Here is a 12,226-nt window from a genome sequence, read left to right as displayed (position 1 = left end):
CTCAGGTGAGCTGGCTGACCACCTGCACGGCGGTAGCGACGGCCACCCCGGCGAGCAGCAGACCGAACGCGAGAGACAGCGCCTCGGGGCGGGCCCGGGCGGAGATCCGGGCGCCGACCTGGCCGGCGGCGATCGACGCCGCCATGAACGCTCCGACGAGGACCCAGTCGACGTCCGGGTGCGTCCCGAGGCGTGCCAGCAGACCGACGGCCGAGTTGACCACGATGACCAGCAGCGACGTGCCGACGGCCTCCCGCATGCCGAACCCGAGCGCCAGCGTGAGGGCCGGGACGACGGCGAACCCGCCTCCTACCCCGAAGAACCCGGTGAGGACACCGACCAGGGCCGCCCAGAACATGATCTGCCCGGCCCGGCGCCAGGCCGGCCGGATCCGGGCACGTCCGACGCCCCGGCCCGCCCCGACGACTGCCCGGGCTGCGCGCCCCGTGCACACCGGTACCCTCGCCGGGGACGGGCGCCACCGGCCCGTCGCACCTGCGTCAGATGGGTCCCGCTCCGTGCTCCGTGTCCTGACCTCGCCGCTGCTCGCCGCCGTCTCGGCCCTGATCGCCCTGTGCTCGGTGGTCTTCACCTACGTGACCGACCCGTTCTCCCGGTTCACGATGGTGCGCGCGACCTACACCGCCCGCTTCACCGACGGAGTCCTGCGGACCGTCGACCGCAACGACCGCCTCGTCGTCCGTCAGGGAGCCCTCTGGCGGATGCTCGCCGTCTACGCCTGCGGCCTGCAGGTGCTCGGCACCCGTTACCTCCGCAGCCCCCGGTCCCGGGCGGGCACCGTCGACGGCGTGATCGCCGACGTCCACGCGCTCCGGTTCGACCCCGGCCGCCTGCTGCTCATCTCCGGCGACCACTTCACGGCGCTGTTCGTGCGCAACCTCGGCGTGTTCTTCTACCCCATGCTCGACCGGGCGATCCCCGGCACCGCCCAGGACTGGCGGAACCGTCAGGTCACGTACCTCCAGACGCTCGCGCACGCCCTCGGGGTGTTCGACAAGCAGCCCGAGCTCACCACCACCATCGTCGCCACCGGGCGCAACGCCACCACGTGCGTGAACTTCTACCACTACCCGTCGGACACGCTGTTCGGGATGCTGTACGCGCTCGCGGCGCTCTCCGGTCTCGAGCCGGGCCGGCCGGCGCCGTACGCGCCCGACGTGCACGAGCTCGGCACCGCCGGGGCGGCCGCCGAGCTGACGCGCCGCTACCGCGACAGCCTCGCGCACCACTACCGCACCTACCGCGAACGCGTCCTCGACCCGGAGCGGGTCCTCGTGAGGCGGTCCCTGCGCCTGTCCGGGGCGAAGGACATCACCCAGCGCCGCTCCGCCCTCTACGACAACGTGGTCCTCTGGAAGACGGCCGAGCTCGCGGCCCGCCTCGGGATCGTGGAGGACGACGCCGCCTTCCGCGACGACCTCAAGGCGTCGATCCTCGAGGCGTTCTGGCTTCCCGAGGACGGCTACTTCCTCGAGGACCTCTCGGACGAGGGCGTCGCCCGGAGGTACTACTCCTCCGACTGGCTGATCGTCCTGGCCACCGGCTTCCTCGACCCCATGGCCCCGGCCGAGCGCGAGTACTTCACCCGGTCCGTCGAGCACGTCCGGGCGAACGGGATCGCCGAGCCGCTGGCCATCAAGTACCACGCGGACACGCGCGCGCACCGCCAGGTCCCGGTGGTACGGCTCGCCGTCGCCTCGTACGGCGGGGACTCGATCTGGAGCTTCTGGGGCATGGAGTACGTCAAGACGCTCGTGCTGCTCCACCGCGCGACGGGAGAGAGGCACTACCTCGACGAGGCGGGCCGGCACCTCGACTCCTACGCCGACGCGATGGTCGCCAACGGCGGCTTCCCGGAGGTCTACGACGCCGACGGGGAGATGCTCACCACGCCCTTCTACCGCAGCATCCGGCAGACGGGCTGGGTGATCGGCTTCGAGCAGGCTCGTGAGATGTACCGGGCGGCCCGCGCCGCGTCATGAGCACGGTCCGGGGCGGTCCAGAATGGTGCCCGTGACGCTCACCCGCGGGTTCCTCTCCGACAACTCCTCCGGCGTGCACCCCAAGGTCCTCGCCGCCCTCGCCGCAGCCAACGAGGGGCACGCCCCCTCCTACGGCGCCGACCCGTTCACCGCGGCCCTGCAGGAACACGTCCGCGACCTCTTCGGCCCGGACGCGACGATCTTTCCGGTCTTCAACGGCACGGGCGCCAACGTCGTGGCCGTCCAGGCCCTGCTGCAGCGGTGGGACGCCGTCGTCGCCACGGTCGAGTCCCACATGGTCAACGACGAGTCCACCGCGCCCCAGCTGGTCGGCGGCACCCGCATCGTCACCGTCGCGTCGCAGGAGGGCAAGGCGACGCCGGAGCTGCTCGCGCCCGCCTTCGACGCCTACGACGGCACCGTCCACCACGCCCGGCCCGCCGCCGTCTCCGTGGCCCAGAGCACCGAGCTCGGCACCACCTACACCCTCGACGAGCTCACCGCCCTCACCGGCTTCGCGCGCGAGCGGGGCGCCCGCGTCCACGTCGACGGCGCCCGCGTCGCCAACGCCGCCGCCCGCCTGGGCACGGGGCTGCGCGAGCTGACCTCCGGCGTCGACGTCCTGTCCTTCGGCGGCACGAAGAACGGCCTGCTCCTCGGCGACGCCGTCGTCGTGCTCGATCCCGCCCTCGCCGAGCCCGTGGACCGGCTCCGCAAGGCCTCCACCCAGCTCGCCTCGAAGCTGCGGTTCGTCTCGGCCCAGATCCTCGCCCTCCTCGAGGACGACCTGTGGCGGGAGAACGCCGCGCGCGCCAACGCCGCGGCGGACCTCCTCGTCGAGCGCCTCGCCGGTCTCGGCGTGACCCCGCGCCACCCCGTCCAGGCCAACGCCGTCTTCGTCCCGGTGCCGCCCGAGGTGCTGCCGCGCGTCGTCGCGGAGGCGCCGGTGCTCGCCTGGGACGCCGGCACCGTCCGAGCCGTCGCCTCGTTCGACACGACCGAGGAGGACGTCGACGCCCTGGTCGCGAAGCTGGCGCCCCTCCTGCCCGCGTAGGGCGCTCTCCGGCCGGGTGCCGGAGCTCAGCGACGACCGCCCGCGGCCGTCTCGGCCCGGCGCGCACGGGACGCGGTGCGCACCGGGCCGCGACGCCCGCTGTGGGAGACCGGCGTGTTTCCGACGGCGCAGGCGTCCCGCGCCGTAGCATCCGGCCAGGTCAGGACGTCTCGCCGAGTCCGCGACATGCCGGCGCAGCCCGGCGTGTCAGCCTTCAACCGTCCCGAGCACTGGAGCACGGATGAGTCAGCTGGCGATCGAGACCACGGCGCTGCGCCGCACCTACCGCGGCAGGGCCGGCGCGGGTGGGGGGTGGGAGGGCCTCGACCTGCGGGTGCCCGCAGGCGGCGTGCACGGGTTCCTCGGTCCGAACGGCTCGGGCAAGACCACCACGATCCGGATGCTGCTCGGGCTCGTGCGGGCGGAGTCGGGGACCATGCGGATCTTCGGCCACGAGGTGCCGGCGTCCCTGCCCCGGGTGGTCGGTCGTGTCGGTGCGATCGTGGAGTCGCCGAAGTTCTTCCCGACCTTCACCGGGCGCAGGAACCTCGAGCTGCTCGCCGGGGCGATCGGCGCACCGCCCGCCCGCGTGGACGAGGTGCTGGAGTCCACCGGGCTCGCGGACCGCGCGCGCGACCGGTACAAGGGCTACTCGCTCGGCATGAAGCAGCGCCTCGCCATCGCGGCGACCCTGCTGAAGTCGCCCGACCTGCTCATCTTCGACGAGCCGACCAACGGGCTCGACCCCGCGGGCATCCGCGAGATCCGCCAGACCATGCGCCGGCTCGGTGACGAGGGCCGCACCGTGCTGGTGTCCAGCCACATCCTGGCCGAGGTCGAGCAGGTGGCGGACACGGTCACCATCATCGGCCGCGGACGCGTGCTCGCCGAGGGCCGCGTGGCGGACGTCATCGGTGAGCGGGGGTTCACCGCGGTACGGGTCGGGGTCCCGGACCCCGGTGCGGCGGCGGAGGTCCTGACCGCGGCGGGGCTGCGGGTGCGGCGGGACGGGCCGGCGCTGCGGGTGCGCGGCGGTCGAGGACCCCGCCCGGATCACCGAGCTGCTCGCCCGCAACGGCATCTACGTCCACGAGCTCACGCCGCTGCGCGTCGACCTCGAGCAGGTCTTCATCGACCTCACCGCCGGCGAGGGGCTCGCGCAGGCGCCGCCGCCCAGGGGCCGGCACGCGGACCCCGGTGGCGGCCGGGACTGGCAAGCCATGATCGGCCGGCTCTCCCGGGTGGAGCTCCGCCGGCTCTTCTCCCGCCGCCTCGTGGTCCTGGCGATGGCCGGCGCGCTCGCGGTCACCGGCCTGCTGCTCCTCGGCGTGCGGCAGTCGGCCCAGCCGATGTCGGACGAGGCCCGGGCGCAGGCGCAGGCGGAGTACGAGCGTGCCCGTGCCGACTGGGAGGAGAACGGCGAGGAGATCGAGGCGCAGTGCCGCGCGGACGAGGAGCTGGAACGCGAGAGCACGGGCCAGGACGTCGACTTCGGCTGCGAGAGCCTCGAGCCCCAGCCGGAGTGGTTTCTCGTCAGCGCGCCTGAGCTCCAGGACTCCCTGCCGGGCACGGTCGGGGCTGCCGCGACGCTGCTGGTGTTCCTGGCCTTCCTCGTCGGCGCGACCTTCACCGCGGCGGAGGTGAGCACCGGCTCCCTGAGCACGTGGCTCACGTTCGAGCCGCGCCGTCTGCGCGTGTACGTCGCCAAGCTGCTCGCGGCCGCGCTCGGTGTGCTGCCGGCCGCCGCGGTCGTCCTCGTCGTGACGGTGGCGGGCGCCTGGGCCGTCACGGACCGGTACGGACTGGCGGACGGCATGACCACACGGCACTGGTCCGGCACCGGGACGATGGTGCTCCGCATCCTCGCCCTCACCGCCCTCTTCGCCCTCGTCGGTGCCGCCCTCGGGTTCCTCCTCCGGCACACGGCGGCCGTCCTGGGGGTCGTCGTCGGCTACGTGATCGTCGTGGAGCTGATGCTCATGAACTACCTCGGCGAGCTCCAGCCGTGGCTGGTGGTGAAGAACGTGGAAGGCTGGATCAACCGAGGCGCCAGCTACTTCGTGGACGTGTGCACCACCGGGCCGACCGGCACCACGTGCGAGTTCACGGAGAGATCGCTCGCGTTCGGGCACTCGGCCGTCTACCTCGTCACCCTCACCGCCGTCGTCGTGCTGGCGGGCGCGCTCGTGCTCCGCCGCCGGGACGCGGTTTGACGCCCGTGGGAACCACACGCGTGGGACCGTGGAGCATGGGTGACCACGGGGTCCCCTGGCCCGCTCTGTGGGGCGGCTTCGGGGGAGGCGAGGGGCGGGACGACGACGTTCCGCGGGTGACGGGGCCGCGCCGGTGGTGGTGCGGTCCCCTGGACGTCGAGGGGCTGGCCGTGGGCGCCGTCCGAGCACCTCGACCGGCGCGGCCTCACGCGGCGGCTGCCCGACGACCGCCGCGAGGTCACCGGGCGGGCGGCCGGCACCGAGCCGGCGGCCCGCCCGGGCGCACCGGCGGGGGCACGCGGTCGCGATACTCTCGCGCGGTGAAGCCCACGACCGCGACGCTCGCCGTCGACTGCGGCGGCGGCGGCATCAAGGCGTCGGTGCTCGACGCCGCCGGCACGATGCACGCCCAGCCCGTGCGGGCCACCACCCCGTACCCGCTCCCGCCGTCCAGGCTGGTGCGCACCATCGCCTCCCTCGCCGAGCAGCTGCCGCCCGCCGACCGCGCGACGGTGGGGATGCCGGGCATGCTGCGCCACGGCGTCGTCATCCGAACGCCGCACTACATCACCAAGGCAGGACCGCGGACCCGGGTCCTGCCCGAGCTGGAGCTGCACTGGTCCGGGTTCGACATGAAGGGCGCCGTCGAGCGCGAGCTCGGCATGCCGGCGCTGGTGCTCAACGACGCCGAGGTGCACGGCGCCGGCGCGATCACCGGCGCCGGCCTGGAGATGATCGTGACCCTGGGAACCGGCCTGGGCAACGCCGTGTTCGACGGCGGCACGCTCGCTCCGCACGTCGAGCTGAGCCAGGGGCCGGTGAAGTGGGGCCTGACCTACGACGACTACATCGGCGAGCACGAGCGTCTCCGGCTCGGGGACGCCATGTGGTCGCGCCGGGTGCGCAACGTCGTCGAGGCGCTGCGCCCGATGTACCTGTGGGACCGGCTCTACCTCGGTGGGGGCAACTCGCGCCGGATCACCCCGCAGGCCCTGGCCCGGCTCGGCGACGACGTCGTCATCGTGCCGAACTCGGCCGGGATCGTGGGTGGCGTCAGGGCGTGGGACCTGCGCGTCCCGGGACGGGAGCCGCGGGTTCCGTGACCGGCGCCCCGGCGTCCGTGACGGGTGCCGCGGGCTCGGTGAGGGCGTCGGCGGGACCCGTGTCCGCGTCGGCGGGCTCCCCGGCACGGGCGACCTCGTCCACGAGCTCGAGCAGCACCCGGTTGAACGCCACCGGCCGGACCAGCGACACCAGGTGGGTCGCCCCCGGGACGACGACGAGCCGCGAGTCGCGCGCCGCCGCGACGAAGCGCCGCTCGTCCCCGCGGAAGTGGTCCCACCGGCCGTTGACGAACCAGATCGGCACGTCGATGCGGGCGACGTCCGCAAGGGCGTCGACGTTCGCCATCCCCTCCAGCGCGGCCGACATGACCGACATCGTCATCCCGCCCGCCGCGAGGTCCTGCTGGGCCGGCTCGGGGACGAACCGGCGGACCATGAGGTCGTTGAGCCCGGCTCCGCCGTCGGGCAGCCGGCCGATCAGGCCGGCCACCCGCCGGTAGAGGGCCAGGGCCGCCCCGCGGGGCGTGCGTCGTGCAGGACGCCGCGAGGAGCGCCTCGGGGCGGCGCCCGGTCCGCGCGGCCCAGTGCAGGGTGAGGTACCCGCCCAGCGACAGGCCGGCCACGACGAACGGCCCGTCGATCCCGGCGACGGCCGACTCGATCGTCTCGAGCGCGGCGGCGACGGTGAAGGCCTCGCCCGCCCGGGAGCCGTGCCCGGGCAGGTCGGGGGCGACGGCCGGGACGCCGGCGGCCTCGAGCGCGCCGAGCTGGTGCAGCCACATGGTGCGCGAGGCGCGGATGCCGTGGACGAGGACGACGGTGGGGGCGGTCACATGCCCAGGCTAGAGGTGCGTACGCGAAGGGCCCAGACCATCTCGGTCCGGGCCCCTCGGGACGGACGGGACGCCGACGGCGTCACGTCCGCGGGTGGATCACTTGCGCGGGTCGGTCGACCCCTTGGACTGGCCGGCCTGGGCGTCCGTGGCCTGCTCGGTGGCCGCGGCGGCGGACTGCTCCGCCTCGTTCTGCTGGGCCTCGACCGTCGCCGCGGCCTCGACGGCCTCGGTGGCGGAACCCTGCTCGCCGGGTGCCTCGGCCTCGACGGCCTCGGCGGTGGTGTCGGCGACCTGCTCCTCGGCCGGGGCCTCGGTGGCCGGCGCCTCGGTGGCGGCGGCGCGCGCGGTGGCCTTCTCGGCCTCGCGCACGGTGGCCTGCTTGGGGCTGACCGGCTCGAGCACGAGCTCGATGACCGCCATGGGGGCGTTGTCACCCTTGCGCGGGCCCACCTTGGTGATGCGGGTGTAGCCGCCGTTGCGCTCGGCGAACTTCGGCGCGGTCTCCTCGAACAGCTCGGCGACGACGTCCTTGCGGCGCACGGTCGTCATAACCTTGCGGCGGGCGTGGAGGTCGCCGCGCTTGGCCAGCGTGATGAGCTTCTCCGCGACCGGCTGCAGCCGCTTGGCGCGGTGCTCGGTGGTGGTGATCCGCTTGTGCTCGAACAGCGCGGTGGCGAGGTTGGCCAGCATGAGGCGCTCGTGCGCGGGGCTGCCACCCAGACGGGGGACTTGGCGGGGGTAGGCATGTGTTTCTCCTGGTAGTGGTGTCGGGTGAGCAGGTCAGCTGGGCTGCTCGTCGCTGAACTGGATGTCGCCGTAGGCGTCCTCGTCGTCGGCCGCGCCCGGGTGGCTGGCGAGGTCGAAGTCGGCCGGGCTGTCCTTGAGGCTCAGGCCCAGGCCCGCGAGCTTCTCCTTGATCTCGCCGATCGACTTGGCACCGAAGTTGCGGATGTCGAGGAGGTCGGCCTCCGAGCGGGCGACGAGCTCGCCCACCGTGTGGATGCCCTCGCGCTTGAGGCAGTTGTAGGACCGGGACAGCAGACCGAGGTCCTCGATCGGCAGGGCGAGGTCCTGGGCGAGCGCGGCGTCCGTCGGGGAGGGGCCGATCTCGATGCCCTCGGCCTCGACGTTGAGCTCACGCGCCAGGCCGAAGAGCTCGACCAGCGTCTTGCCGGCGGAGGCGAGCGCGTCGCGCGGGGCGATCGCATTCTTGGTCTCGACGTCGACGATGAGCTTGTCGAAGTCGGTGCGCTGCTCGACGCGGGTGGCCTCGACCTTGTAGGTGACCTTCAGGACCGGGGAGTAGATGGAGTCGACCGGGATGCGGCCGATCTCCGAGTCCGCGCTCTTGTTCTGCACGGCGGAGACGTAGCCGCGGCCACGCTCGACCGTGAGCTCGATCTCCAGCTTGCCCTTGGAGTTGATGGTCGCGATGTGCAGGTCGGGGTTGTGCACCTCGACGCCGGCGGGCGGGGTGATGTCGCCGGCGGTGACGACACCCGGGCCCTGCTTGCGCAGGTACATCACGACGGGCTCGTCGTTCTCGGAGGAGACGACGACGTTCTTGATGTTCAGGATGATCTCGGTGACGTCCTCCTTGACACCGGGAACGGTCGAGAACTCGTGGAGCACGCCGTCGATGCGGATGGAGGTCACGGCGGCACCCGGGATGGAGGAGAGCAGGGTGCGACGCAGCGAGTTGCCGAGGGTGTAGCCGAAACCGGGCTCGAGGGGCTCGATGACGAACCGCGAGCGGTAGTCGGAGACGACCTCTTCGGTCAGTGCGGGGCGCTGTGCGATGAGCACTTGAGGGTTCCTTTCAGCCGACGTCCGCTATATGACGTCCGGGCGAGGACCTGCCGGCATCGGTCCGTCCGGCAGGGGTGGTGCTGGGAGTCGTGCAGCGGGGTGCGCACGCCGCGCGCGCGCACCCCGCTGATGCACTGTCGTCGTCAGACGCGGCGGCGCTTCGGCGGGCGGCAGCCGTTGTGCGCCTGCGGCGTGACGTCCTGGATCGAGCCGACCTCGAGGCCGGTGGCCTGGAGGGAGCGGATCGCGGTCTCGCGGCCGGAGCCGGGACCCTTGACGAAGACGTCGACCTTCTTCATGCCGTGCTCCTGGGCGCGGCGAGCGGCGGCCTCGGCGGCCATCTGCGCGGCGAACGGGGTCGACTTGCGCGAGCCCTTGAAGCCGACCTGGCCCGAGGAGGCCCAGGCGATGACGGCACCGGTCGGGTCCGTGATGGACACGATGGTGTTGTTGAAGGTGCTCTTGATGTAGGCGTGGCCGTGGGAGACGTTCTTCCGCTCCTTGCGGCGCGGCTTGCGCGCCGCGGTCGCCGTACGGGTCTTGGGGGGCATAGAGGGTTCCTACTCCTGTGAGGTCGTCGGACCGGTCCGGCGCCGGCGGGGCACCGGTCTCGGACTGCTACTTCTTGCCGGCCTTCTTCTTGCCGGCGACGGTGCGCTTCGGGCCCTTGCGGGTGCGCGCGTTGGTCTTGGTGCGCTGACCGTGGACGGGCAGGCCACGGCGGTGGCGCAGACCCTGGTAGCTGCCGATCTCCACCTTGCGGCGGATGTCCGCGGCGACCTCGCGGCGGAGGTCACCCTCGACCTTGAAGTTGCCCTCGATGTAGTCACGCAGCGCGACGAGGTCCGCGTCGGTCATGTCCTTGACCCGCAGGTCAGGGCTCACGCCGGTGGCGGCGAGCGTCTCGGCCGCGCGCGTGCGGCCGACGCCGTAGATGTAGGTGAGCGCAACCTCGAGCCGCTTCTCGCGGGGGAGGTCGACGCCGGAGAGACGTGCCAACTTTGACTCCTGTTGTGGGTCGGAGGTCTTCCGCACCGCCATCCCGCGGGATGCGGGCCCCGGCCTCCGAGCCGGGGGCTGCGCCGTCGTTGCCGACGGTGCTGGCGGCGCGCGGTGCCGGGGCGCTGCTCCCGGCGGTCAGGGTCTCAGCCCTGGCGCTGCTTGTGGCGAACGTTGGTGCAGATGACCATGACGCGGCCGTGCCGACGGATCACCTTGCAGTTGTCGCAGATCTTCTTGACGCTGGGCTTGACCTTCATGTCTTCCTCCGCCGCCGCGCACGGTGGACCCAGGTCCGCCGACGGCGTTTCGATCGTGGTGGTTACTTGTAGCGGTAGACGATGCGACCCCGGGTGAGGTCGTACGGGCTCAGCTCGACGACCACCCGGTCCTCGGGGAGGATCCGGATGTAGTGCTGGCGCATCTTGCCCGAGATGTGGGCGAGGACCTTGTGCCCGTTGCTCAGCTCCACGCGGAACATCGCGTTCGGAAGAGCCTCGACAACACTGCCCTCGATCTCGATGACGCCGTCCTTCTTCGCCATTACTCCCGCTCACGTTGGTTGCTGCTGTCATGGTGATGGCTCGCCACGGTCTCGCGCAGGCGCGACGAAGGTGAAGCCATGCCCAGCAGTCCATCCTACGGCATGACGCGCACACCGGGAACCGGGGCGGCCGGTGACCGAGGTCACCCGGAGTTCGTTCTCCGGGTCCGCCCGGCGGGCCGCCCACCATACCCGACGGACGTGGCGAGGGGCCGCCCGGACGTGGCACGGGCCCGCCCTCCCCGGGGGAAGAGAGAGCGGACCCGTGGTCGGTGCGGCCGCCCTGCGGGGCGGCCGGGCCTGCGTGCCGCCGCCTCCCGCCTCGACGCCCTCATCCCGCTGGCCGCCGCCCACCGCGCCGCGGTGGACCCCGACCTCGACGACATCGTCGACCCGTACCGGCGCGAGCTGTCGCTCTACCGGGAGTCCTTCGACCAGATCCTCCCCGCGGTGCGCACGATCGCGCAGATCGCCCTGCGTCTCTGAGGTCTCGGGCGCACGCCGGTCCGGTGAACCTGGGCTGTGTCCTTCCCGTTCCCCGGAGACGGAACGCGACGGCACCCGGGCATGGTGGACGAGGCGCTCCTCCCCCAGGCAGAAGGCCCGCGGGCGGAGCGCCTCGTCCGCGTTCTCCCTGCGGCTACCCCAGGGGCTGGGCGCGGCGGCGCACCAGCACCAGACCCGCGACCACCAGCGCCGCAGCGGTCAGGAGCAGGCCGATCTGGCCGGCACCGGTCGACGGCAGGCTGCCCAGACCCGAGGGCGCGGGGGCCGGGCCGGTCGGCGCGAGGATCATCAGCGTGTCCCAGCCCAGGAGGGTGCCGTCGGCGGCCGTGACCGCGAGGCGGTGCTCGCCGGCGGGCACGTCGGCCGGGACGGTGAACTCCGCCGTGCCCTCCGCGCTGACCGTCGCCGCGCCGAGGAAGACGGGATCGCTGAAGAGCCAGCCGTGCACCGCGCGCCCGGCGTGCTCGGCTCCCACGGTGACGGTCACGGCGTCGCCGGCGATCGCGGTCGCGGGGGCGTCCACCGTGCCGCGCCGTTCCTCCGTGAGGTCGGAGGGCGACGGCGCAGCGGGCTTCTCGTCGGGCGCGTCCGTGGCGCCCCCCGGTCGGCTCGTCGGTCGGGTCCTCCGTGGGGCTGTCCGTCGGCTCCTCGGTGGGCTCCTCGGTAGGCGGCGCCGTGCCCGGCTCCTCCGTGGCGATGGCCATCGAGCGGACCTGGAACGGCAGGTTGTCGCCGCCGCGCAGCCGCATGTCGGCGCTGGCGTTCTGCCGGTTCTGGAAGAGGGCGGCGGGCAGGTGGATCGTGGCGGTCCGCCAGGTGTCGACGTCCTCCGCGGCCACCGTGACCGGCTCGGCGGTGTGGTAGGCGGTGCCCGTGGTGGCGTCGTCGTACTGCAGGACGATCTCGCCCGGCACCGGCGAGCGGTACTCGAAGCTGAACCACACCTCGTGCGGCCCGCCGGCCAGCAGGGCGTCGTCGGCGCCCAGGTAGAGGTTGTTGCCCGCGTTCACCGGGTTGCGCTGCACCTGCAGGTAGCTGCCGGTCTCGTCGGACTCGATCGTGAACGGGCCGCTCTCGTACACGAGCGGGCCGAACCCGGCGGACCGCTCGGGCGTCCAGGACACCGGGCTCAGCACGCTGCCCGGCACGGTCGGCCCGGGCTGGGGCTCCGGCTCCGGCGTCGTGGCGGGGTCCACG

At 73.0% G+C, this 12,226-nt stretch carries 12 protein-coding genes and 3 pseudogenes; 6 read left to right on the top strand and 9 right to left on the bottom strand.

Annotated features, from left to right (window positions below; all coding sequences use genetic code 11):
* Position 1: 1 nt before the first annotated feature.
* Positions 2 to 454 (bottom strand): TSUP family transporter, encoded by a 453-nt coding sequence (locus tag DA06_RS15020; RefSeq protein WP_418605372.1) that lies wholly within the window; start codon positions 452 to 454, stop codon positions 2 to 4.
* A 64-nt stretch (positions 455 to 518) separates the two neighbouring features.
* On the opposite strand from DA06_RS15020, the gene DA06_RS15015 reads away from it, so the two are divergent.
* The 5 genes and pseudogenes from DA06_RS15015 to DA06_RS14995 all read left to right on the top strand — a co-directional run bounded on the left by DA06_RS15015 (position 519) and on the right by DA06_RS14995 (position 6,373).
* Positions 519 to 2,003 (top strand): hypothetical protein, encoded by a 1,485-nt coding sequence (locus DA06_RS15015; protein ID WP_043501508.1) that lies wholly within the window; start codon positions 519 to 521, stop codon positions 2,001 to 2,003.
* A 22-nt stretch (positions 2,004 to 2,025) separates the two neighbouring features.
* Positions 2,026 to 3,057: a threonine aldolase family protein gene (locus tag DA06_RS15010; protein WP_043501504.1), complete on the top strand. Its 1,032-nt coding sequence runs from the start codon at positions 2,026 to 2,028 to the stop codon at positions 3,055 to 3,057.
* Positions 3,058 to 3,298: 241 nt separating this feature from the next.
* A pseudogene (locus DA06_RS15005) lies at positions 3,299 to 3,832 on the top strand (ABC transporter ATP-binding protein); the annotation flags it as partial.
* Positions 3,833 to 4,298: 466 nt separating this feature from the next.
* Entirely contained in the window at positions 4,299 to 5,270 is a 972-nt protein-coding gene (locus DA06_RS15000; protein WP_418605370.1) for an ABC transporter permease subunit, read from the top strand.
* A 320-nt stretch (positions 5,271 to 5,590) separates the two neighbouring features.
* Positions 5,591 to 6,373, top strand: a complete 783-nt coding sequence (locus DA06_RS14995) for an ROK family protein (RefSeq protein WP_043501495.1) — start codon at positions 5,591 to 5,593, stop codon at positions 6,371 to 6,373.
* A gap of 119 nt (positions 6,374 to 6,492) precedes the next feature.
* Here the strand turns inward: DA06_RS14995 and DA06_RS14990 are convergent.
* The 7 genes and pseudogenes from DA06_RS14990 to infA all read right to left on the bottom strand — a co-directional run.
* Positions 6,493 to 7,116 (bottom strand): annotated as a pseudogene (locus DA06_RS14990) (alpha/beta fold hydrolase); the annotation flags it as partial.
* A 150-nt stretch (positions 7,117 to 7,266) separates the two neighbouring features.
* A pseudogene (gene rplQ / locus DA06_RS14985) lies at positions 7,267 to 7,916 on the bottom strand (50S ribosomal protein L17).
* Between the two features lie 34 nt (positions 7,917 to 7,950).
* The gene (locus tag DA06_RS14980) at positions 7,951 to 8,976 is read right to left on the bottom strand and encodes a DNA-directed RNA polymerase subunit alpha (protein ID WP_043501494.1); all 1,026 of its coding nucleotides are present in this window, start codon (positions 8,974 to 8,976) and stop codon (positions 7,951 to 7,953) included.
* A 146-nt stretch (positions 8,977 to 9,122) separates the two neighbouring features.
* Positions 9,123 to 9,530 carry a 30S ribosomal protein S11 gene (gene rpsK, locus DA06_RS14975; RefSeq protein ID WP_043501492.1) on the bottom strand — a complete coding sequence of 136 codons (408 nt, stop codon included), beginning with the start codon at positions 9,528 to 9,530 and terminating at the stop codon, positions 9,123 to 9,125.
* Positions 9,531 to 9,597: 67 nt separating this feature from the next.
* Positions 9,598 to 9,978 (bottom strand): 30S ribosomal protein S13, encoded by a 381-nt coding sequence (gene rpsM, locus DA06_RS14970; protein WP_043501490.1) that lies wholly within the window; start codon positions 9,976 to 9,978, stop codon positions 9,598 to 9,600.
* 146 nt (positions 9,979 to 10,124) lie between these two features.
* Positions 10,125 to 10,238, bottom strand: a complete 114-nt coding sequence (rpmJ, locus tag DA06_RS14965; protein ID WP_043501488.1) for a 50S ribosomal protein L36 — start codon at positions 10,236 to 10,238, stop codon at positions 10,125 to 10,127.
* A gap of 62 nt (positions 10,239 to 10,300) precedes the next feature.
* Entirely contained in the window at positions 10,301 to 10,522 is a 222-nt protein-coding gene (infA, locus tag DA06_RS14960) for a translation initiation factor IF-1 (RefSeq protein WP_043501486.1), read from the bottom strand.
* A gap of 78 nt (positions 10,523 to 10,600) precedes the next feature.
* Here infA and DA06_RS14955 point away from each other — a divergent pair, with 78 nt between their 5' ends.
* Entirely contained in the window at positions 10,601 to 11,008 is a 408-nt protein-coding gene (locus DA06_RS14955) for a hypothetical protein (protein WP_418605367.1), read from the top strand.
* Between the two features lie 154 nt (positions 11,009 to 11,162).
* Here the strand turns inward: DA06_RS14955 and DA06_RS14950 are convergent, their stop codons facing one another.
* On the bottom strand, positions 11,163 to 11,504 hold the full coding sequence (locus tag DA06_RS14950) for an LPXTG cell wall anchor domain-containing protein (protein ID WP_418608032.1): 342 nt from the start codon (positions 11,502 to 11,504) through the stop codon (positions 11,163 to 11,165).
* Positions 11,505 to 12,226 lie beyond the last annotated feature (722 nt).

The sequence above is a fragment of the Georgenia sp. SUBG003 genome (genome assembly GCF_000715355.2).
In the GTDB taxonomy this organism is placed as follows: domain Bacteria; phylum Actinomycetota; class Actinomycetes; order Actinomycetales; family Actinomycetaceae; genus Georgenia.
The sequence above is the reverse complement of the archived record's forward strand: the minus strand, read 5'-3'. Positions and strand labels throughout refer to the sequence as shown.

Coding starts and splice junctions, on each gene's coding strand:
- rpsK (WP_043501492.1), bottom strand. CDS start 9,530: ATGCCCCCCAAGACCCGTACGGCGACCGCGGCGCGCAAGCCGCGCCGC.
- rpmJ (WP_043501488.1), bottom strand. CDS start 10,238: ATGAAGGTCAAGCCCAGCGTCAAGAAGATCTGCGACAACTGCAAGGTG.
- DA06_RS15010 (WP_043501504.1), top strand. CDS start 2,026: ATGGTGCCCGTGACGCTCACCCGCGGGTTCCTCTCCGACAACTCCTCC.
- DA06_RS14955 (WP_418605367.1), top strand. CDS start 10,601: ATGCCCAGCAGTCCATCCTACGGCATGACGCGCACACCGGGAACCGGG.
- infA (WP_043501486.1), bottom strand. CDS start 10,522: ATGGCGAAGAAGGACGGCGTCATCGAGATCGAGGGCAGTGTTGTCGAG.